The sequence below is a fragment of the Sphingobium sp. HDIP04 genome (genome assembly GCF_000445085.1).
Classification (GTDB): Bacteria; Pseudomonadota; Alphaproteobacteria; order Sphingomonadales; family Sphingomonadaceae; genus Sphingobium; species Sphingobium indicum.
Map to the genome: position 1 here is coordinate 19,786 of NZ_ATDO01000139.1, position 19,532 is coordinate 39,317.

The following is a 19,532-nucleotide window of genomic DNA, read 5'->3' on the forward strand; positions in this document are numbered from 1 at the left end:
TGTGGATGCAGGGGGCGCGTGTGATCAGGGATGGAGACGCTTGGGCGGCTGACCGGCCATCGCCGCTTGCCCTGCCGCTGCTGGTCCTGCTGGCGCTGATTTCCGCCGGGCTGGTGATCTATGCCGCCGGGAACTGGGCGCTGGGCGCGGGCTTCGGCGCGGCGGTGCTGGCCGGAGCGGCGCTGCTGAGCTGGTATCGCAGGCTCCATCCGCCGGAAGTGGCGGTGGGGGAGGCCGTGCCCGACTGGACGGTGGCGCGGGCGGCGGCGGACGCATCCAACATGGCGATCGCCGTCACCGACCGGGCCGGGCGGCTGGTCTGCGCCAGCGACCTGTTCGGGGAGTGGTTTCCCGGCTTTCCCACGCCGCCGCATGTCACCGGCGATGCGCCCCTGTCCGACAGCCTGGGCCACGCCGCCCGCGCCGCCTGGCGCGACGGCGAGGCGCGGGTGGAGGGGATCGTGCAGGGCGCGCTGCGGCTGGACGCCTTCCTGTGCCGCACCGGCCGTTCGGAGGATTATCTGCTGTGGCGCTTTTCCCCCGTGCGCCAGCCCAGCGCGCTGGACGATGTGCATCGCCTGCTGACCGGGGAGGCCGGGCGGCAGTTGGGCGAAGCGGGCATCATGGCGGTGATGATCGGCGGGGAAGGGCGCATCCGGGCCGCCAACGGCGCCTTCCTGCTGCGCGCCGCCGGGCGGATCGACGCCAATATCACCGGGCGCGACTTCGCCGCCCACATGCGGGTGGACGACAAGGGGCGGCTGTTCCTGGCGCGGGAGGAATCGGGCGGCGTTCCGTTGCGGCTGTTGCAGGTGCCGTTGAAGCGCGCCGCCCAGCCGGCGGGCGCGCAATCGGGCGCGCAGGACGGGCCGATGCTGCTGCTGCTGATCGACGAGCCGGCGGGCAATGCGGGCGGGACGTCGGCGCTTTCCTATATCGAGACGCTGTTGTCGCTGCTGCCCTTTGGCCTTGCCATGGCGGATCGCGACGGGCGCGTGCTGTTCATGAACAAGGCCTTTTCGCGGGCCGCGGGCGTCAAGCCGGAGGAGAAGCCGAGCTATCCCGGCGACCTGGTGGTGCGGGAAGATCAGGCGGCGGTGGCCGACGCGGTGCGGCGCTTCGCGGTCGGACCGCAAATGTCGGGCGACGTCGCCGTGCGCATGCGCAACCAGCCCGACGAGCCGATCGCGCTCAGCCTGGCGGGCGTGCGCGGGCTGGGCGAGGCGGCGGTGCTGCTCTCGCTCAAGGACAATAGCGAGGAGAGCAAGCTCAAGCGGCAGGTGGCGCAGGCGACCAAGATGCAGGCGATCGGCCAGCTTGCCGGGGGCGTGGCGCACGATTTCAACAATATCCTGACCGCGATCATCGGCCATTGCGACCTGATGCTGATGCGCCATACGCCGGGCGACAGCGACTATGACGACATCCAGCAGATCAAGTCGAACAGCAACCGCGCTGCGGGGCTGACGCGGCAGTTGCTCGCCTTCTCGCGCCAGCAGACGCTGCGGCCGCAGATATTGCAGTTGCCCGACATCGTCGCGGACGTTTCCAACCTGCTGAAGCGCCTGCTGGGCGAGAGCGTCAAATTGGAGGTCACCCATGGCCGCAATCTGGGCGCGGTGCGGGCGGACCCCGGCCAGTTGGAGCAGGTGATCGTCAACCTGGCCGTCAACGCCCGCGACGCCATGCCGGACGGCGGCACGCTCAACATCCAGACCTATGCCGTGCCCGCCGCCAAGGTGCGGGAGATGCGGTCGGACATATTGCCGCCCGCCGACTATACGGCGGTGCGGGTGTCGGACACGGGCCTGGGCATCCCGCCCGACATATTGTCCAAGATCTTCGAACCCTTCTTCACCACCAAGGAACTGGGCAAGGGCACCGGCCTTGGCCTTTCCACCGTCTATGGCATCGTCAAGCAGTCGGGCGGGTTCATCTTCGCGGAATCCGAACTGGGGCGGGGGGCGAGCTTCGTCATCTACCTGCCGGTCTACCAGGGCGCCGACGCCGATCAGGCCGCGCAGCCCAAGGCGCCGGTCCGCCGCAGCGAAACCTGGGGCACCGGCACCGTGCTGCTGGTGGAGGATGAGGATATGGTGCGCGCCGTCGCGGAACGGGCATTGTCGCGTCAGGGCTACAAGGTGCTGACCGCCAATGACGGCGAACAGGGGCTGGAGGTGCTGGCCGGGGACGAGAAGATCGACCTGCTGATTTCCGACGTGGTGATGCCCAACATGGACGGCCCGTCGATGGTGGCGCGGGCGCGGGCGACACATCCCGACCTGCCGGTGCTGTTCATGTCGGGCTATGCCGAGGAACAGTTGCGCAAATCGATCGACATCGCCAATGTGGCTTTCCTCCCAAAACCCTTTTCCGTCAGCCAGTTGGCGGAAGCGGCGCGGGATGCGCTGGCGATGCGGCCGGCGGAATGAACGGCATGATGAACTTCCGCGCGGTTTGTCGATTATGTCGGTGGGAAAACGCCTTTGGGGTTGCGATGGGTAAGATTGGGGACCGCAAGCATGTCTGACGGCAAGACCATCCTGGTCGTGGAGGATGAGGCAATGATCGGCATGATGCTGGAGGATTATCTCGACACGCTGGGATACCGGCTGCACGCCATTGCCGAATCGGTGGATGAAGCCTGCGCCAAGGCGCGGGAGGGCGGATTCGACGCGGCGCTGCTCGACTGCAACCTGCATGGAGAGAAAAGCTGGCCCGTGGCGGACATATTGGCGCAGAGCGGCATACCCTTCGTCTTTGCGACGGGCGGCATGGCGGACGATCTGCCGACGGGCCATGCCGACCGGCCGACGCTGGCCAAGCCCTTCACCATCGGCGCGGTCGAACGCGCTCTCAACAAGGCGCTGGGCGCCGCATAAGAAAATTTCGTTCCCCTCTTGTTCCATTAGAACAAACAGGATACATGGTGGCCACGCGCCATCCGGACCGGCGCGTTCCGCTTGACAGGGGATAGGCCGATGACCGCAATGCTCTCACTCATCGATTCCAAGAAGACGGGGACAATGGACAGACAGAAAGCATTGGAAGCGGCCCTTTCCCAGATCGACCGCGCCTTCGGCAAGGGTTCGGCGATGAAGCTGGGCAGCCGCGAGAAGATCGAGATCGAGGCGATTTCGACGGGATCGCTGGGGTTGGACATCGCGCTCGGCATCGGCGGCCTGCCGCGTGGGCGCATTGTGGAGATTTACGGGCCGGAAAGCTCGGGCAAGACCACGCTGGCGCTGCACGCCATTGCCGAAGCGCAGAAGGCTGGCGGCGTCGCGGCCTTCGTCGACGCGGAACATGCGCTCGATCCCGGCTATGCGAAGAAGCTGGGCGTCGACATCGACGAACTGATCGTGTCGCAGCCGGACACGGGCGAACAGGCGCTGGAGATCGTGGACACGCTGGTGCGGTCGAACGCCATCGACGTGCTGGTGGTCGACTCGGTCGCCGCGCTGGTTCCCCGCGCGGAAATCGAGGGCGAGATGGGCGACAGCCATGTCGGCCTGCAGGCGCGCCTGATGAGCCAGGCGCTGCGCAAGCTGACGGGTTCCATCTCCCGCTCGCGCTGCCTGGTGATCTTCATCAACCAGGTCCGCATGAAGATCGGCGTCATGTACGGCAACCCGGAAACGACGACCGGCGGCAATGCGCTCAAATTCTACGCCTCGGTGCGTTTGGACATTCGCCGCACGGGCCAGATCAAGGACCGCGAGGACATTGTCGGCAACGCGACCCGGGTGAAGGTGGTCAAGAACAAGGTCGCGCCGCCCTTCAAGCAGGTCGAATTCGACATCATGTATGGCGAGGGCGTGTCCAAGATCGGCGAACTGCTCGACATCGGCGTGAAGGCCGGGCTGGTCGAGAAGTCGGGCGCCTGGTTCTCCTATGACTCGGTCCGCATCGGCCAGGGTCGGGAGAATGCGAAAACCTATCTGAAAGAACATCCCGAAATGGCGGAACGGCTGGAAAAGGCGATCCGCGGCAAGACCGAGGAGGTCGCCGAAGGGATGATGGCCGGACCCGAAGCGGAGGATGATGGCGAATAGGCGCTGACGGGCCTTCCGGCCGGATCAACCGGAAGGCTCCAGCGCGGCTCTGCCCGCCTGCCGCTTCACGCACTGAAAAGGCCCGCTGCGCGACTGGCGCGGCGGGCCTTTTACCGGATTGGCCTTTGCTGCACAGGCTTTTCGCCGGGCGACAGTGTCTAAAGCCCTGCGTTCGATCAAATCCACGGCGTTCGTCCTGAGTAGCCACGAAGTGACGCATCGAAGGACCAATCGGCGCAGATGCTTCGATATGGGCCTTCGACTTGCCTGTCTTGAACCCGTCGAAGCACTCAGTCCCTGCTCAGCATGAACGGTGCCGAGTCATTGCACGATGCTCCAGCCTTGGCCACGGCCGTCGGATGGCTTGCCAATCGCAGACCGGGCCATCGGTTCATCGGCGGAAAGGACGATTTGCGGGCAGGAAACGCATCGTCCTCTCGGGGCGCCACTCGTTTCCTTCGAGCGCCCGGGCAGGAGCATGGCGGGGTCCAGCCAAGGCTCCTCGCCGCCTATCGTCCAAACTTCTTCTGCACCTTCCCGTAGCGCAATTTGCGGGTTCCCGGCTTGCCTTCCATGGCCCGGCCCCTGGGCGCCGCCACCTGCTGTTCGGCGGGCAAGCCCAGTTCCTCCGCCTCCAGCTTGCGGATCTCGTCCCGTATCCGCCCGGCTTCCTCGAACTCCAGATCGGCCGCGGCGGCGCGCATCTTCTTTTCCAGATCCTCGATATAGGCGCGCAGATTGTGGCCCATGAGGTGCGGCCGGTCCTCCAGCCCCGTATCCACCGTCACCTGATCCTTCGACGCGACATGGGCGATGATGTCGCCGATGTTCCGCTTGATCGTGGTCGGCGTGATGCCATGCTCCAGATTATAGGCCATCTGCTTCTCGCGCCGCCGCGACGTTTCGTTGAGCGCCCGCTCCATCGACCCGGTAATACGGTCGGCATAGAGGACCACCCGCCCGTCGACATTGCGCGCCGCACGCCCGATCGTCTGGATCAGCGAGGTTTCGGAACGCAAAAAGCCCTCCTTGTCCGCATCCAGGATCGCGACCAGCCCGCATTCGGGGATGTCCAGCCCCTCGCGCAGCAGGTTGATGCCCACCAGCACGTCGTAGACGCCCAGCCGCAGGTCGCGGATCAGCTCGATCCGCTCCAGCGTCTCGACATCGCTGTGCATGTAGCGGACCTTGATCCCGGCCTCATGCATGAATTCGGTCAGATCCTCCGCCATCCGCTTGGTGAGCGTCGTCACCAGCGTGCGATAGCCCTTCTTCGCCGTCTCCTTCGCCTCATGGATCAGGTCGTCCACCTGATCCTCCACCGGCTTGATCTCGACCGGCGGGTCGATAAGCCCGGTCGGGCGGATCACCTGTTCGGAGAAGGCGCCGCCGGTCTGCTCCATCTCCCATGGGCCGGGCGTCGCCGACACGGAAACCGTCTGCGGCCGCATCGCGTCCCATTCGTTGAAGCGGAGCGGCCGGTTGTCGATGCAGCTCGGCAGGCGGAATCCATATTCGGCCAGCGTGATCTTCCGCCGATGGTCGCCCCGCGCCATCGCGCCGATCTGCGGCACGGTCTGGTGGCTCTCGTCCACGAACAGCAGCGCATTTTCCGGCAGATATTCGAACAGGGTCGGCGGCGGCTCGCCGGGCAGTCGGCCGGTCAGGAAGCGCGAATAATTTTCGATCCCCGCGCAGGAGCCGGTCGCCGCGATCATCTCCAGGTCGAAATTGGTCCGCTGCTCCAGCCGCTGCGCCTCCAGCAGCTTGCCCTCGGCGGTCAGTTCCTTCAGCCGCTCGGCCAGTTCGAACCGGATCGCCTCCATCGCTTGCTTGAGCGTCGGTCCCGGCGTGACGTGGTGCGAATTGGGAAAGACCTTCACATAGTCGAGGCTCGCCACCTTCTTGCCGGTCAGCGGGTCGAACTCGACGATGTCCTCAATCTCATTGCCGAAGAAGCTGACCCGCCAGGCCGTATCCTCATAGTGGGACGGGAAAATCTCCAGATTATCCCCCTTCACCCGGAAATTCCCCCGCGCAAAGGCCGCGTCGTTGCGCTTGTACTGCAACGCCACCAGCTTGCGGATGATTTCCCGCTGATCCTCCACCTGGCCCTTCTTCATCGCGAAGGTCATCGCCGAATAGGTTTCGACCGATCCGATGCCGTAGAGGCAGGAAACCGAGGCCACGATCAGCACATCGTCGCGTTCCAGCAGCGCGCGGGTGGCCGAATGGCGCATCCGGTCGATCGCCTCGTTCACGCTGGACTCCTTTTCGATATAGGTGTCCGACCGCGGCACATAGGCTTCGGGCTGATAATAGTCGTAATAGCTGACGAAATATTCGACGGCGTTTTCGGGGAAGAAGCTCCTGAACTCCCCGTAAAGCTGCGCGGCCAGGATCTTGTTGGGCGCCAGCACCAGCGCGGGCCGCTGCAACGCCTCGATCACCTTCGCCATGGTGAAGGTCTTGCCCGATCCGGTGACGCCCAGCAGCACCTGGTCCTTCTCGCCCTGGAGCGCCGTTTCCACCAGTTCGGCGATGGCGGTCGGCTGGTCCCCCGACGGTTCATAGTCGGAAACCAGCTTGAACGGCCTGCCGCCCTCGCTCTTTTCCGGGCGTGCGGGGCGGTGGGGGACGAAGCCTTCGCCGGTCTCCGGCTCGTCCAGCGTGGTGCGGATCTGGATAGACATGGCCCGAATATGGTGCCTTTGGTTGGAGACGCAATCGGCTTCACACTCTCCTGGGGCAGGGAGGCGGAAAAGCCGTGCGCCGCCGTTCCTTTTACGACTTCAATTCAAACGCATCCTGGGGCGGGGGAGGATAAATCACCGGCTTGTCACCATAGCGAGCGCGCAGGGCTGCCTCACGCCGCCGTGCATCGACGATCTCGACATTCATCTCGTCAGGATATTTGAAACTAACGCTGAATTCGCCGTCCTTCACATCATATTCCATCACTGACCAACGCTTGATGGGATCTTCCGATGCCGCATACCAGGACTCGAAAAGAAGGTCTGAAAGAATCTCACTTGCTGAATTATAATAGCGGACGACGTCGCCTTCGTCCTTGAAGACGCTCGGTCCATTCCATCCTTCACCAATCTCCGCATAGAGGAAGACGCCATTTGGATCGCCGCCGACAATCTCCGCCAGTTCCTGTCCGATCTCATTCATCAGCGGCCCTAGATTGTCGAGTTTATCGTCTGCCATTGCTTGCTCCCCTCGGTTCGTTCGGGAAATTTCGGAGATTTCTTTCGCCATTGACGTACCAAGTAACGGTGAGCCTGTAGGGCCGCCTCGATGTTCCCGCATATTGAGGTATGATATCGACAAAGACTTTTTTGCCCGCTCGTAAATCGTTGGCCCAGCTATTTTCCAGTGCTTTATAGGCGCTCCGATTGAAATTGGCATCTTGGGCGAAATGATTGAAGTTGTCGTTCGGCCCGTTGAAGCGAGCAGCGATGAAATGTCCACCATCGTCACCAGAGCGACGATCCGGTTTGCCCGCTTGAATTTGATTGAATCGTGACCGTGCGGTTGTCGGACCGAGAAACAATTGGCCATGGACTTTCTTGACCCGGGCAAGCATGTCCATGTAGAAATCATAGCCATTCTTGCTCTCCCGGCTCATAGCAAAATAATTAGAACAAATCAAGAACAAACGTCGGAACTGTTCCGCATTGCATCGCCGCCGCCCGTTGTTATGGTGGCCAGCAAAATGGAGTGGAAACAGGGAGAATGCCTATGCGTGCGACACTTCCCGTCCTGATCGGCTTGACATCTCTGCTGGCGGCCTGCGGCGAAAAGCCGTCCGGCCAGCCCCAGACCCGCGAGGAGGTCCGTGAGGAGGTGCAGAAGGTTCAGCTCAAGCCCGGCCAGTGGGAGGGCGCCTATGAGCTGGTCGACATCGACATGCCCAACATGCCGGGCGGCGGCGACCAGATGAAAGAGCAGATGAAGAAGATGATGAGCCGCGCCTCCATCAAATATTGCGTCTCGCCGGAGGAAGCCGCCAACCCCAGCGGCAAGATGTTCTCCGGCCAGGAGAACAAGGACTGCGCCTACAAGGGCTTCGACGCGAGCGGCGGATCGGTGAAGGGGGAGATAAGCTGCAAGTCGCAGGGCGGCACGATGAACGCCGTCATGTCCGGCAGCTACGCGCCCGAAAGCTATGAGATGCACATGGACATGAAGATGACCGGCGCCCCCAACGGCATGAACATGAGCATGAAGGCGAAGACCAGCGGCAAATGGATCGGCGCGGCCTGCGCGGAGAAATAAGGGCGAGGCGAGCGGGCGCCCCTGCCCGCAGCAGGCGATGGCAGATTCCTCTTGCGCTTTGCGCGGCTTGGCGCGAGCCTGCCCCCCGTTCCAACAGAGAACAGGGGAGAGGATATGCAGAAATTCGCGCTGGCGGCCCTGCCGCTTGGGCTTGCTCTCGGCTTGGCCGCCTGCGGCAGCAAGCCGGAACCCGCGCCCGAAACGACCGAAGCGCCGATCGTCATGAAAGCGGGCGAATGGACGCTCACCCGCAAGACCACCGGCTACAACACTCCCACCGTCACCCCAGCCGAATATCAGGCCGCGCTGAAGCAGGTGAGCGAGGACAGGGTCTGCATCGCCGTCGACGCGGCCGGCGTGCCGGACGCCAATGCGCTGGCCGGGGATGAGGGCAGTGACTGCACCTACAAGGACAAGCTGATCCGCAAGGGCCGCTTGATCGCGACGCTGAGCTGCACGTCCGGCAAGGGCACGTCCGAAATAGCGCTGGAGGGCAATTTCACCGCCGACACGCTGACCCTGGGCAGCACCATGACCAGGACAGAGGGCGGCCAGCCCGTGCTGCGCACCACCCATGACGTCACGGGCAAGCGCGCCGGGGAATGCACCAAGGCCTGAGGGCCGGTTCGATACCTTCCGTCCGACGCGGCGCCTGCATGCCATGATGGACGGCCGAACCGTCGGCAGGCCGCGCCCTGTCCTTGCATCGGATGGGGACGGCCTGCCGAACGGCGCGCATGGAAATGCCATGGGCCGATCGCGGCAATATCGGCGCCGCCTGGCAGACGCCTCAAGATTTGCGCCTGAGGCCCAACAGCCACGGCTTCACCCCGCGCGTAGGATGGGGCGTGCCGTCGAGCCGCCTGGCGCGGATGATCCGGATCGGCTTGACGATCATCTGCCCGCGCATCGGCCCCGACCCGCAGCAGGTCGGCGCGGCGAGGATCCGTTTCACCACGTCCATGCCCGCGACCACATGGCCGAAGGCGGCATAGCCGATATAGTCGCCCCGCGCATCCATGTTGGGCGTCGGCCCCACGGTGATGAAGAAATTGCCCATGGCCGAATTGGCGCGGTCGGGCCGCGCCATGGACAGCGTCGCGTCCAGATGCCTGATCCCGGTCCGCGTCGTCGGCTCATGCCTGATCGGCGGCAGCGACCGGCGCGCATCCGTGTCTATGCCGCCCTGGATCAGCCCCAGTTGCGGAGCGCTCTTGCGCCGCGCCGCCCGATAGAAGGTGACGCCGTCGAAGCGCCCGTCATCGACATAGGTCAGGAAATTGGCGGAGGTGACCGGCGCCCGCTTATCGTCGGTCGCCACGACGATGGCGCCGACGGAGGTCTCGATGGCCACGCGGGTATGGCCCGGCGTCGGCCGGTTGGCGGGCAGGGCGAGGGCGGGACCGGAGAGGAAGGCTGTCAGCAGGACGAGATAATGCAGGACGGCAGGACGCATCGGCGGGAAGGCACGCTCAGGAAAGAGGGACAAGACCCAAGGCTAGGGTGTGTGGGGATTCAGCCCATGGCGGGCTGCAAATAGCGGCTTTCTGCGCTTCCGGTGCTCACGTACTGAAGTACGCTGCGCGCCAGTTCTCGAATTCCACTATTTTCGCCGCGCCCTGAACTTAATCCCCACACACCCTAGAGAGCTTGCAGGCGCGGCGCAACTGGGCGGCAAGCACGGACTTTAACCGCTTTGCAAAGGAGGAAGGTGGCGACGGGGGCGCTCGATGGGGAGCGCCCCTTTTTCAGAGGGCAGTCATCAGAAGCGCTTGGACAGGGTGACCGTGTAGGACCGCGGCGGAGCGAAAATGCGCACGCCCAGATTCTGGAAGCTGATATGGTGCACCGAATATTGCTCGTTCGTCAGATTGTCGGCGCTCAGCGAGAGCTTCAGGCCCGACGCGCTCTCCCAGGACGCAAAGCCGTTGAGCACGCTGTAAGCCTTCTGAAGGCCCGCAACATCGTTGGACGGATTGTAGAAATAGGAACTTTGGAAGGCCTGGCTCAGACGCACCGTGGCCGTGCCGCCGAACAGGTCCTCGTTGAGTTCGATATAGTTGCTGATCTTGTAGCGCGGCGCGCGCGACAGGCGGTTGCCCTTATAGGCAAGCGTCGCCCCCGCGAATTGCGGATTGGACGTGAACTTGCCGTCGAGGAGGCTCGCATTGATGCCGACATTGAGATGGCGTGACGGCGCGATCGAAACCTGGAGTTCGGCGCCCTTGATCCGCGCATTGGCATTGGCAAGGATGAAGTTCAGATTTGCGCCGAACTCGAACACCTGAAGCTTCTTATAGTCGAGATAGAAGAGGTCGGCGTTCACCCGCAGCGTGTTGTCCAGCCATTGGGTTTTCGCGCCCAGGTTGAAGCTGTCCAATTGTTCGGGCTTCACGAGGAAGGTGGCCTGGACGGCATTCTGAGCCTGGCTGGTGAAGGTGCCCGACTTGTAGCCGCGATCATAGCTCAGGTAGAAATGCTTGTCCGGGCTGGGTTCCATCGCCAGCGTCGCGCGCCAGGTGGGCTTGGTAAAGCTTGCGGACGCCGGCACGGCGTAAAGCGAGCCGGGGAAGAAGGGGAAGCCGAGTCCCTGGCCCGCCGGCGCATTGTGCACCGCCTGCTGGAAGACGTCCTTCTTGTCGCGCGAGATGCGGGCGCCAAGCGTCAGTTCGAAGATGCTTGCGAACGGTATGGTGACCTGGCCGAAAGCGGCATAGCTTTTCGTGCTGGCATTCTGGAGGGCGGTGTTGTCGCCGCCCAATCCTCGCGGCAGCGGCGCGACCGAGGTGACGACGAAGCGCTCCTCGCGGTCGATGCTGTCGGAATAATAAAAGAGGCCGGCGACCCACTGGATCTTCGAGCTGGACGGCGAGGTCAGCCGCAGTTCCTGGCTGAACTGGTGCGACGCCTCATTGACCCGGTCGTCGGTCTGGAAGGGAAAATTCGATTCGCCCACATAGTCGGCGCGCAACGAATAGCGATTGTTGCGATAGGCGGTGAGCGAAGTCAGCGTGGCCCAATCGCCCGCATATTCGACCCGCCCGACGAGTCCGTAATTGCGGCGGCGCTGGAACGTCCCCGGGATCGTCTCGCTCTCCCAGACATTCTTGCGGTCGGCGTTGGAGGCGGCGGCCAGCGCCGCGAAGGTGGGGCTCGCCAAATAGGTCGACACGATCGACCGGGAATCGCCGTCGAGATCATCCTTGGAATAATCTCCCGACAGGAGGATGGTCCATGCGTCCTTTTCGGCCTGGAACTGCAGGCGGCCGCCATAGCGCTCTCCGCCCTGGAGATGCTTGCCGGTCAGCAGGTTATATGCATAGCCACGGCTGTCGGAATATTGACCGGCCGCGCGGAACGCCATGCCGTCGCCGACCGGCAGGTTGACGATGCCCTTGCCGCCGAAGGTGCGGAAGCTGCCGGCAGACGCCTCGACACTGCCCTCGAACGCTTCGGTCGGACGGTTCGAATAGAAGCTGATCGTGCCGGCAGACGCATTTCGACCGTAGAGAGTTCCCTGAGGGCCGCGCAGAACCTCGACCCGGCTGGCGTCCAGAAACGCAATCGACGTGGCGCCGCCGCGGCCGATCGCCACTTCGTCCATGGAGATCGTGACCGACGATTCGGAGGCGGCCGAATCCGTCTGCGATCCGACGCCGCGAATATAGGTCTGGGGTTCGCCGATATTGAACTGGGTCATGGTGACGCCGGGCGTCAGCGCCGCGACATCCAGAACCGAGGTGATATGCGCGCGCTCCATGGCGACGGAGCCGAGCGCGGTGACCGCGATCGGAACATCCTGGAGATTTTCGGCGCGCTTGCGCGCCGTCACGACGATGTCGGCAATGCCCACCGCGGCCTTTTCCTCAGCCGGCGCACCCGCCGCCGGAGCATTTGCGACCGCTGTCCCTTGAGCGAAAACCGGCGCTGCGACACCGGCGGCGGCGGTGCACAGCAGACGCGACAATAGGCTGGCGAAATTACCTCGCATGACATCCTCCCTCTTTATGCAACCGGCGCCGCCCTCCCTCTTGTCAGGCGGCGTCCGGCTTCAATCTTCAGTTCACTTCGAACAATTGCCCGGCGCCCATGCCCCCGATGTCGAGGACGCCGGCCTCCCCCGGCGCGCTCGCCTCAGCTTCAGCCAGAAAAACGGAAGCGTCATCGGGAACGCGAGCATCAAGGGCCGCGCGCAACGATCGCGCCGTCCACGGCCTCGACCTCCGCCAACAGAGACGCGAGCTTTTCCGCACCTCGTCGGCCAGCATGAACGATGTAGCCTTCGCGGGCGCGGCGCTTCACAATCTTGCCATCGACATAGTCGCCCACCCCAACTGATCCGCGATCGGTTCGGATCGCTTGGAAATCGCTCTAGTCGCGCCATTGGCGTCTTGATAAAGTGTATCTACACTTTTCTAAAAGCGGTCAACAGGATTCTGACTGAAGATCGGGGGTGACCGTCAACTTCAACGGCTTCGGATCAGGCAGCTTGCTGCGTTCAGGGGCTTGTCAGCTTCTCCGGCCCGCCGCTCCTGTCCTGTTCGCAATCGCTCGCCCCGCCGTAGATGCGCGCGACCGCCTCGGCGATTTCGCTGCTGGCCGTCATACTCTTCGGCAATGGCCTTGGTCCGCTGCTGGTCGGTCTGGCGAGCGACCTGATGGCATGGATGGGATATGATGCGGGGTCCGCGCTGCGGGCGGCCCTGACCATCACCACCGTGCCGGTGCTGTGCGCCGCGATCCTGTTTTTGTCAGCGGCGCGCCATTTAAAGGCCGATCTCGGCGAGATATGACCCTCATGCGAAGGTGAAGGAGCTGGATCAGCGAAGGCGGTCGAAAGTGATCGGCCTCCCGCCGCTCAGGCGGGCCGGGGGAATCCCTATGCCTTTTCCAGGGTGCACTGGAGCGGGTGCTGGTTCTGGCGGGCGAAGTCCATGACCTGGTTCACCTTCGTTTCTGCCACCTCATAGCTGAAAATGCCGCAGACGCCGACGCCGCGCTGGTGGACGTGGAGCATCACGCGGGTCGCCTCCTCCATGTCCATGCGGAAGAATTGCTGGAGGACGTGCACGACGAATTCCATCGGCGTGTAGTCGTCGTTCAACATCAGCACCTTGTAGAGAGAGGGCTTTTTCGTCCGGGCGCGGGTGCGCGTGGCAATGCCGACATTGGGACCGCCCGAGCCGTCGCCCTGGTCGTCCTGATCCCTGCCCGCCATCGTCACGGAATATGCCATCGTCGTGGAGCTGCTCATGATGGGCGAGGATATGGCGATTTGCTCCCGCATGGCAAGGGGTCCTGCCGGGCGTAAACCATCCTTCCTGGCGGGAATGGCATGGGGGAGAGTGGAATGGGTGGATTCCTGCCATTCCCCATCTCGTCACCCCGGGCTTGACCCGGGGTCCCGCTGCCCTTTCCAGGCGGGCACTCAGAAAGAAAGCGGGACCCCGGATCAAGTCCGGGGTGACGGAGGGGCTAACGTCCGCCATTGGCCATGGGGCGTCCTTCGGAAAAAGGAAACGGCCCCTGCGAAGGGGCCGTTTCTTTCTTACAAGCCCGAAGGCCGGGGGTCAGGCGGCGAGCGCCTTTACCTTGTCGGTCACCACGGTCACGCGGGCGGTCAGCGGAGAGGCGACGTCGCCGGCCAGCTTGATCAGCGCTTCGCTGCTCTTGGCCGCTTCCTTGGTGAATTCGTCGAAGCTGCTGGAGAGCAGCTGGCTCTGAAGCTGGAAGAATTCGGTCGGCGTCTTCACGGTCGAGAAGCTCTTGAAAGAAGCGGTCGCCTTTTCGAAGCTCTTGCGGCTGTAGTCCACGGCTTCCTGGCCCAGGGTCTCAAAGCCCTTGGCCGCGATCTTGCCGGATTCGACCAGCGCTTCGACATTGCCCTTGGCGATGTCGCTGAATTCCTCGATCGCCTTGGTCGACTTCTCGACGCTCACCTTCGCCTTCTCGTTCAGGTCGGCATAGACCGTTTCGAGCTTGGCCTTGGTTTCTTCCGCGAATTTCTTTCCGGTCTCGATCACATCGTTCATCATTTTCGTTCCTTCTGTGGCGGGCAGCAACATGGGCTCTAGCGGCCCGGCCCCGGATAACAGGGTCTTCGATAGGTCCGGTGGCGCCGCTATCGGCTTCGCAACCGGCTTGGACCTGGGCGTCTCCACCTTCGGCGCCGCGGCGACGGGGGCGGGTTGCGGGGTCACATCCTTCACCAGTTCCGGTTCGGGCGCCGCGTCGACCGCCGTGGTCGCCGCGATCACCGCTACCGGATCGGCCTTCGCCGCCGGCGCAGCCTTCGCCGCGGGCTTGGCCGCCGGAGCGACGGCCTTGGGCGGGGCAGGCTTTTTCGCGGCGGGCTTCGCCCGGGCGGGAGCCGGCGCCTTGATCGCCGCTTCGGCGGCCTTCAGCGCCTCGCTGGCGGAGAGGGTCGACGACGCCTTCTTGGCGACAGGCTTCTTACGCATTGGCTTTGGGGTAACGGCCATGGACCAACCTCCATTTGTTGCAGTGCACAATATAGAAATCGCGCCGCCGTTGCAAGCGCTTTTGTGCAGTGCAGCAAAATTGCCCGTACGACCCGTCGCTTCGGCAAGGCGGGCTGCCGCAAACAGGCCGCCCGCGAAGGAACTGGAGCGGGTTTCGATCTGAGCGAATCAGATCGCCGCTCTTGATTATTCGTTTTCCGCGATTTCTTGACCAGCGATCGGAACCGACCGCTTGGAAATCGCTAACGCGTTTTCACATAGCGGCCGGGGGCATCCTCCAGCGCCTTGAGTCGGCCCTTGCCGGGGCGACGGGCGCCCTTCACCGGGACGGTGGCGGGGGCCTGCCCGCGAATCCACTCGATCCAGTCGGGCCACCAGCTACCCTTTGTCTCCTTCGCATGGGCGAGAAAGGCCTCCAGGGTCGGCTGCGATTCGGCGCAGGTCCAATATTGATATTTTTGCGCGGAGGGCGGGTTCACCACGCCCGCTATATGCCCCGACCCCGCCAGCAGGAAGCGGATCGGGCCAGAGAAATGCTCGGTCAGCTTCCACACGCTTTCCAGCGGGGCGATATGATCTTCCCGCCCTGCCTGCACATAGGCGGGCGTCTTGACCCGGCGCAGGTCGATGGGCGTGCCCGCGACGCTGATCGCGCCCGGCTGCACCAGCAGGTTGTCGCGATAGAGCTGCGTCAGATAATCCTTGTGCCAGCGCGCCGGCAGGTTGGTGGTGTCGCCGTTCCAGTAGAGCAGGTCGAAGGGCGGGTAATCCTGCCCCAGCAGGTAGTTGTTGACCACATAGTTCCAGATCAGGTCGCGCCCGCGCAGCAGGTTGAAGGTCGCGGCCATGTAGCGCCCGTCCAGGAAGCCGCCGGAGGAAAGCTGCTCCACCATCTTCATCTGCTCGTCGTCGACGAACAGGGTGAGGTCGCCCGCCTTGCTGAAATCGACCTGGGCGGTGAAGAAGGTGGCGCTGGCGACCTTGTCCGCCTCGCCCCGCGCCGCCAGCAGCGCCAGCGTGGCGGCCAATGTCGTCCCCGCCACGCAATAGCCGATGGCGTGGACGCCGGGCACGCCCAGCAGGTCGCGCACCGTGTCGATCGCGTCGATCTGGCCGTCCAGGATATAATCGTCCCACATGACGTCCTTCATCGAGGCGTCGGCCGATTTCCACGACACCAGGAAGACGCTGATCCCCTGGTCGACGGCCCATTTGACGAAGCTTTTTTCCGGCGACAGGTCGAGGATGTAGAAACGGTTGATCCAGGGCGGGAAGATGATCAGCGGCGTTTCCAGCACCTTTTCCGTCGTCGGGGCATAGTGGATCAACTGGTAGAGCGGCGTTTCCTTGATCACCTTGCCGGGGGTCGAGGCGATGTTGCGGCCAAGCTCGAACGCCGTGCCGTCGGTGTGGGTGAGCTGGCCCTTCTCCAGATCGGCCAGCATGTGCTGCAGGCCCTTGACCAGATTCTCGCCGCCGCTCTGAATCGTCTTCTGCACGACCAGCGGGTTGGTCAGCGGGAAGTTGCTGGGGGCGATGGCGTCCAGCAGGCCGGTGGTGGCGAAGCGCAGCTTGGCCTTCTGCTTCGGATCGACGCCGTCCACCGCGTCGGCCAGCTTCATCAGATAATCCGAGAGCAGCAGATAGCTCTGCCGGATCAGGTCGTAAAAGGGATGCTCGGTCCAGGCCGGGTCGGCGAAGCGGCGGTCGCGCGCGGCCGCGGGGCTATCCGATGGCGGGGGTTCGGGATGGTCGCGCAGCAGGCCGCCGGAATCCAGGAAACGCTGCCACAGCGCCAAGCCTTCATCGGCAAAGCCGGTCTGGATGCGCGCCACGGCTTCGGGGTCGAAAGGCAATGTCCGGCCGGTCGCGCCCGCCGCCTGTTCCAGCATCAATTGCTGCGCCCGGCCCAGCACCTGCGTCCATTGCTGCATGTCCTCCAGCGTGGGGAGGTGGGGTTCCATGACGTCCTGTGCTTTCATGGCCACCTTCCTTCGCCTGGCATTGTCCGGTCCGCCGCTTTCTCTGGCGCGTCGCGGGCTGGCGGGTTATAGCCGGATCGTGACAAGCCGAATGCGCGTCACGCACTATTCCTTACAGCGAGCTTTCAGGAAAGCCCCAATGTCCGAAGAATTCTACCGCATGAAGCGTCTGCCGCCCTATGTCATCGCCGAAGTGAACGCGATGCGGGCCGCCGCGCGCGCCGCGGGGGAGGACATTATCGACTTAGGGATGGGCAATCCCGACCTGCCGCCGCCCGACCATGTCATCGCCAAGCTGTGCGAGGTCGCGCAGAAGCCGAGCGCGCACGGATATTCGCAGTCGATGGGCATTCCGGGGCTGCGCCGGGCGCAGGCCAATTATTATGGCCGCCGCTTCGGCGTCGATCTGGACCCGGAGACCGAGGTGGTCGTGACCATGGGGTCGAAGGAGGGCCTCGCCAGCCTGGCCACCGCGATCACCGCGCCGGGGGACGTCGTGCTGGCGCCCAATCCCAGCTATCCGATCCACATGTTCGGCTTCATCATCGCGGGGGCGACCATCCGCTCCGTGCCGACCACGCCGGACGAGCATTATTGGCAGTCGCTGGAGCGGGCCATGGCGTTTACCGTGCCGCGTCCGTCGATCCTGGTCGTGGGCTATCCGAGCAACCCGACGGCCGAGACCGTCGACCTTGCCTTCTACGAGCGGCTGGTCGCCTGGGCGAAGGAGAACAAGGTCTGGGTGCTGAGCGACCTTGCCTATTCCGAGCTTTATTATGACGGCAATCCGACGCCCTCCATCCTCCAGGTGCCGGGCGCCAAGGATGTGGCGGTGGAATTCACCTCGCTCAGCAAGACCTATTCCATGGCGGGCTGGCGCATCGGCTTTGCCGTGGGCAACCGGCAACTGATCGCGGCGTTGAAGCGGGTGAAATCCTATCTGGACTATGGCGCGTTCACGCCGATCCAGGCGGCGGCCTGCGCCGCGCTGAACGGGCCGCAGGACATCGTTCAGAAGAACCGCGAGCTTTATCACAAGCGCCGCGACGTGATGGTGGAGGCCTTTGGCCGGGCGGGCTGGGACATTCCCGCGCCCAGGGCGTCGATGTTCGCCTGGGCGCCGCTTCCCCCCGCGCTCAAGGACATGGGGAGCCTGGAATTTTCCAAGCAGCTCCTTACCCATGCCAAGGTCGCGGTCGCGCCGGGGGTCGGCTATGGCGAGGATGGCGAGGGCTATGTCCGCATCGCCATGGTGGAAAATGAGCAGCGGCTGCGGCAGGCGGCGCGCAACATCCGGCAATATCTGAAATCCATGGGCGTCAACACGCCGGCCAAGGGCGCTGCCTGAGGGGAATAGGGCGTGGGAATAAGGGACGTGCTCCTGCGCAGGCACTCGAATGAGACAAGTGGCTCATGAGAGCCCAGTTCTGCCGTCGGAGTGTCATTTTGCCGTTGGAACTGGGCTCCTGCCTGCGCAGGAGCACGATTCCCCCAAGGACATGATGGCGTGAAACCCACGCGGACATTTCCGCCCTTGCCATTTTCCTCGCTCTGCGCTGCTGTAAAATGATGATCGCACTTCCCCAGGTTTCGCAGGTCGCGCAGACCATCCAGCTCGCCTTGGCCCCCGTCTTCCTGCTCGCGGGCATCGGGGCGTTCCTGAACGTCTGCGTCGGGCGGCTGGCGCGCATCATCGACCGGGCGCGCAAGGTGGAGGACAAGATCCTCGCCTCCCGCGGCAAGGAGCATGACCGGATGGTCAGCGAGATCCGCGTGCTGGACCGGCGGATGAGCGTTGTCAACGGCGCGATCTTCCTGTCGGTGGCGTCGGCCTGCGCGATCTGCCTGGTCGTCATCCTGTTGTTCGCCGCCAACCTGCTGGGTTCGCACCTCGGCACGCCCATCGCGATCCTGTTCAGCCTGGCCATGGTGTTGCAGGCGGCGGCCTTCGCCACCTTCATCCAGGAAATCCGGCTCGCCTCGCGCACCATCCACATCCGCAACGAAGTGCTCTATCACAAGGTCGAGGAAGAGGGCGCGGGATGACGAAGTTCACGGTCAACGACCGGCCCGTCCAATATCGCATGGACCCGGCGACGCCGCTGCTGTGGGCGCTGCGCGACGCGTCGAACCTGACCGGAACGAAATATGGCTGCGGCACGGGCGATTGCGGCGCCTGCACGGTCGACATAGACGGGGAGGCCGTGCGTTCCTGCCAGGTGACGATCGCCGCCGCGGAGGGGAAGTTCGTCACCACCATAGAGGGGCTGTCGCCCGATCGCGGCCATCCGCTGCAACAGGTGTTCGCGGCGGACAATGTTTCCCAATGCGGCTATTGCATCCCCGGCGTCATCATGGCGGCGTCGGCGCTGCTGCGGCGGACCAGCGATCCGAGCGATGAGGAGATCGACGCGGCGATCACCAATATCTGCCGCTGCGGCATCTATCCCCGGCTGCGAGGCGCGATCCAGCGCGCCGGGCGGGTGATGCGGGGCGAGGAAGTGGTGGACCCTGTGCCGCCCTCCGGGATCACGCCGGAGGAGGCGGCCAAGGCGGTTCCGGCGCTGCGGCGGCCCTAGCTTCGGCCGAAGCGATAGCCGGACACGGTCCAGCCCAGCACGGTGCTGCCATGATTGCGCACCGCCTTGTCCTCGCCTGCCGCGCCGAGGGCGACCATCAGGGGCAGCAGATGCTCCTCCCGCGGGTGGGCGAAACGGGCATGGGGCAGG

At 64.1% G+C, this 19,532-nt stretch carries 18 protein-coding genes and 1 pseudogene; 9 read left to right on the forward strand and 10 right to left on the reverse strand.

All coding sequences use genetic code 11. The features are described 5' to 3' along the window. The first annotated feature begins 5 nt into the window (after window positions 1–5). The 3 genes from L286_RS45560 to recA all read left to right on the forward strand — a co-directional run bounded on the left by L286_RS45560 (window position 6) and on the right by recA (window position 4,055). On the forward strand, window positions 6–2,432 hold the full coding sequence (locus L286_RS45560; protein WP_020819872.1) for a hybrid sensor histidine kinase/response regulator: 2,427 nt from the start codon (window positions 6–8) through the stop codon (window positions 2,430–2,432). 90 nt (window positions 2,433–2,522) lie between these two features. Next, window positions 2,523–2,882, forward strand: coding sequence for a response regulator (locus tag L286_RS45565; RefSeq protein WP_007683060.1), 360 nt, complete (start codon window positions 2,523–2,525; stop codon window positions 2,880–2,882). 99 nt (window positions 2,883–2,981) lie between these two features. Then, on the forward strand, window positions 2,982–4,055 hold the full coding sequence (gene recA, locus L286_RS45570; RefSeq protein ID WP_021224014.1) for a recombinase RecA: 1,074 nt from the start codon (window positions 2,982–2,984) through the stop codon (window positions 4,053–4,055). A gap of 509 nt (window positions 4,056–4,564) precedes the next feature. Here the strand turns inward: recA and uvrB are convergent. The 3 genes from uvrB to L286_RS48145 all read right to left on the reverse strand — a co-directional run bounded on the left by uvrB (window position 4,565) and on the right by L286_RS48145 (window position 7,689). Continuing rightward, window positions 4,565–6,748 carry an excinuclease ABC subunit UvrB gene (gene uvrB, locus L286_RS45575; RefSeq protein ID WP_020819874.1) on the reverse strand — a complete coding sequence of 728 codons (2,184 nt, stop codon included), beginning with the start codon at window positions 6,746–6,748 and terminating at the stop codon, window positions 4,565–4,567. Between the two features lie 91 nt (window positions 6,749–6,839). After that, a complete protein-coding gene (locus tag L286_RS45580) occupies window positions 6,840–7,268 on the reverse strand; it encodes a hypothetical protein (protein ID WP_007683065.1) in 429 nt (142 codons plus the stop codon). Then, window positions 7,255–7,689, reverse strand: a complete 435-nt coding sequence (locus L286_RS48145; RefSeq protein ID WP_084498564.1) for a DNA/RNA non-specific endonuclease — start codon at window positions 7,687–7,689, stop codon at window positions 7,255–7,257. Before L286_RS48145 ends, L286_RS45580 begins: the two co-directional genes overlap by 14 nt. Window positions 7,690–7,802: 113 nt before the next feature. On the opposite strand from L286_RS48145, the gene L286_RS45585 reads away from it, so the two are divergent. Then, window positions 7,803–8,339 carry a DUF3617 domain-containing protein gene (locus tag L286_RS45585; RefSeq protein WP_007683069.1) on the forward strand — a complete coding sequence of 179 codons (537 nt, stop codon included), beginning with the start codon at window positions 7,803–7,805 and terminating at the stop codon, window positions 8,337–8,339. Window positions 8,340–8,453: 114 nt separating this feature from the next. Continuing rightward, a complete protein-coding gene (locus tag L286_RS45590) occupies window positions 8,454–8,957 on the forward strand; it encodes a DUF3617 domain-containing protein (RefSeq protein ID WP_007683071.1) in 504 nt (167 codons plus the stop codon). A 172-nt stretch (window positions 8,958–9,129) separates the two neighbouring features. Here L286_RS45590 and L286_RS45595 read toward each other — a convergent pair whose 3' ends face one another. The 3 genes from L286_RS45595 to L286_RS45605 all read right to left on the reverse strand — a co-directional run bounded on the left by L286_RS45595 (window position 9,130) and on the right by L286_RS45605 (window position 12,668). Then, on the reverse strand, window positions 9,130–9,795 hold the full coding sequence (locus L286_RS45595; RefSeq protein WP_020819875.1) for a peptidylprolyl isomerase: 666 nt from the start codon (window positions 9,793–9,795) through the stop codon (window positions 9,130–9,132). Between the two features lie 306 nt (window positions 9,796–10,101). Next, complete coding sequence (locus L286_RS45600; protein ID WP_025160779.1) at window positions 10,102–12,330, reverse strand: TonB-dependent receptor; 2,229 nt, start codon at window positions 12,328–12,330, stop codon at window positions 10,102–10,104. Between the two features lie 188 nt (window positions 12,331–12,518). Further along, the gene (locus L286_RS45605; protein ID WP_020819877.1) at window positions 12,519–12,668 is read right to left on the reverse strand and encodes a hypothetical protein; all 150 of its coding nucleotides are present in this window, start codon (window positions 12,666–12,668) and stop codon (window positions 12,519–12,521) included. Between the two features lie 236 nt (window positions 12,669–12,904). Here L286_RS45605 and L286_RS45610 point away from each other — a divergent pair, with 236 nt between their 5' ends. Further along, on the forward strand, window positions 12,905–13,132 hold the full coding sequence (locus L286_RS45610; RefSeq protein WP_007683078.1) for a hypothetical protein: 228 nt from the start codon (window positions 12,905–12,907) through the stop codon (window positions 13,130–13,132). 86 nt (window positions 13,133–13,218) lie between these two features. On the opposite strand, the gene clpS is transcribed toward L286_RS45610, so the two are convergent. The 3 genes from clpS to L286_RS45625 all read right to left on the reverse strand — a co-directional run bounded on the left by clpS (window position 13,219) and on the right by L286_RS45625 (window position 16,803). Continuing rightward, the gene (clpS, locus tag L286_RS45615) at window positions 13,219–13,626 is read right to left on the reverse strand and encodes an ATP-dependent Clp protease adapter ClpS (protein ID WP_007683081.1); all 408 of its coding nucleotides are present in this window, start codon (window positions 13,624–13,626) and stop codon (window positions 13,219–13,221) included. Window positions 13,627–13,909: 283 nt separating this feature from the next. Continuing rightward, window positions 13,910–14,821: a phasin family protein gene (locus tag L286_RS45620; RefSeq protein WP_031286410.1), complete on the reverse strand. Its 912-nt coding sequence runs from the start codon at window positions 14,819–14,821 to the stop codon at window positions 13,910–13,912. Between the two features lie 242 nt (window positions 14,822–15,063). Next, window positions 15,064–16,803 (reverse strand): PHA/PHB synthase family protein, encoded by a 1,740-nt coding sequence (locus L286_RS45625; protein ID WP_020819879.1) that lies wholly within the window; start codon window positions 16,801–16,803, stop codon window positions 15,064–15,066. A 139-nt stretch (window positions 16,804–16,942) separates the two neighbouring features. On the opposite strand from L286_RS45625, the gene L286_RS45630 reads away from it, so the two are divergent. The 3 genes from L286_RS45630 to L286_RS45640 all read left to right on the forward strand — a co-directional run bounded on the left by L286_RS45630 (window position 16,943) and on the right by L286_RS45640 (window position 19,382). After that, window positions 16,943–18,151 carry an LL-diaminopimelate aminotransferase gene (locus L286_RS45630; protein WP_007683089.1) on the forward strand — a complete coding sequence of 403 codons (1,209 nt, stop codon included), beginning with the start codon at window positions 16,943–16,945 and terminating at the stop codon, window positions 18,149–18,151. A gap of 221 nt (window positions 18,152–18,372) precedes the next feature. Beyond that, window positions 18,373–18,849, forward strand: a complete 477-nt coding sequence (locus L286_RS45635) for a DUF2721 domain-containing protein (protein ID WP_007683091.1) — start codon at window positions 18,373–18,375, stop codon at window positions 18,847–18,849. Continuing rightward, window positions 18,846–19,382, forward strand: a complete 537-nt coding sequence (locus L286_RS45640) for a (2Fe-2S)-binding protein (protein ID WP_020819881.1) — start codon at window positions 18,846–18,848, stop codon at window positions 19,380–19,382. Before L286_RS45635 ends, L286_RS45640 begins: the two co-directional genes overlap by 4 nt. Here L286_RS45640 and L286_RS0125060 read toward each other — a convergent pair. Beyond that, window positions 19,379–19,532: pseudogene (locus tag L286_RS0125060) on the reverse strand (dioxygenase); the annotation flags it as partial. The gene L286_RS45640 and the pseudogene L286_RS0125060 overlap by 4 nt on opposite strands.

Coding starts and splice junctions, on each gene's coding strand:
- L286_RS45620 (WP_031286410.1), bottom strand. CDS start 14,821: ATGGCCGTTACCCCAAAGCCAATGCGTAAGAAGCCTGTCGCCAAGAAG.
- uvrB (WP_020819874.1), bottom strand. CDS start 6,748: ATGTCTATCCAGATCCGCACCACGCTGGACGAGCCGGAGACCGGCGAA.
- L286_RS45610 (WP_007683078.1), top strand. CDS start 12,905: ATGCGCGCGACCGCCTCGGCGATTTCGCTGCTGGCCGTCATACTCTTC.
- L286_RS45600 (WP_025160779.1), bottom strand. CDS start 12,330: ATGCGAGGTAATTTCGCCAGCCTATTGTCGCGTCTGCTGTGCACCGCC.
- L286_RS45595 (WP_020819875.1), bottom strand. CDS start 9,795: ATGCGTCCTGCCGTCCTGCATTATCTCGTCCTGCTGACAGCCTTCCTC.
- L286_RS48145 (WP_084498564.1), bottom strand. CDS start 7,689: ATGAGCCGGGAGAGCAAGAATGGCTATGATTTCTACATGGACATGCTT.
- L286_RS45565 (WP_007683060.1), top strand. CDS start 2,523: ATGTCTGACGGCAAGACCATCCTGGTCGTGGAGGATGAGGCAATGATC.
- L286_RS45640 (WP_020819881.1), top strand. CDS start 18,846: ATGACGAAGTTCACGGTCAACGACCGGCCCGTCCAATATCGCATGGAC.
- L286_RS45580 (WP_007683065.1), bottom strand. CDS start 7,268: ATGGCAGACGATAAACTCGACAATCTAGGGCCGCTGATGAATGAGATC.
- L286_RS45560 (WP_020819872.1), top strand. CDS start 6: ATGCAGGGGGCGCGTGTGATCAGGGATGGAGACGCTTGGGCGGCTGAC.
- L286_RS45625 (WP_020819879.1), bottom strand. CDS start 16,803: ATGAAAGCACAGGACGTCATGGAACCCCACCTCCCCACGCTGGAGGAC.
- recA (WP_021224014.1), top strand. CDS start 2,982: ATGACCGCAATGCTCTCACTCATCGATTCCAAGAAGACGGGGACAATG.
- clpS (WP_007683081.1), bottom strand. CDS start 13,626: ATGCGGGAGCAAATCGCCATATCCTCGCCCATCATGAGCAGCTCCACG.
- L286_RS45590 (WP_007683071.1), top strand. CDS start 8,454: ATGCAGAAATTCGCGCTGGCGGCCCTGCCGCTTGGGCTTGCTCTCGGC.
- L286_RS45630 (WP_007683089.1), top strand. CDS start 16,943: ATGTCCGAAGAATTCTACCGCATGAAGCGTCTGCCGCCCTATGTCATC.
- L286_RS45635 (WP_007683091.1), top strand. CDS start 18,373: ATGATCGCACTTCCCCAGGTTTCGCAGGTCGCGCAGACCATCCAGCTC.
- L286_RS45585 (WP_007683069.1), top strand. CDS start 7,803: ATGCGTGCGACACTTCCCGTCCTGATCGGCTTGACATCTCTGCTGGCG.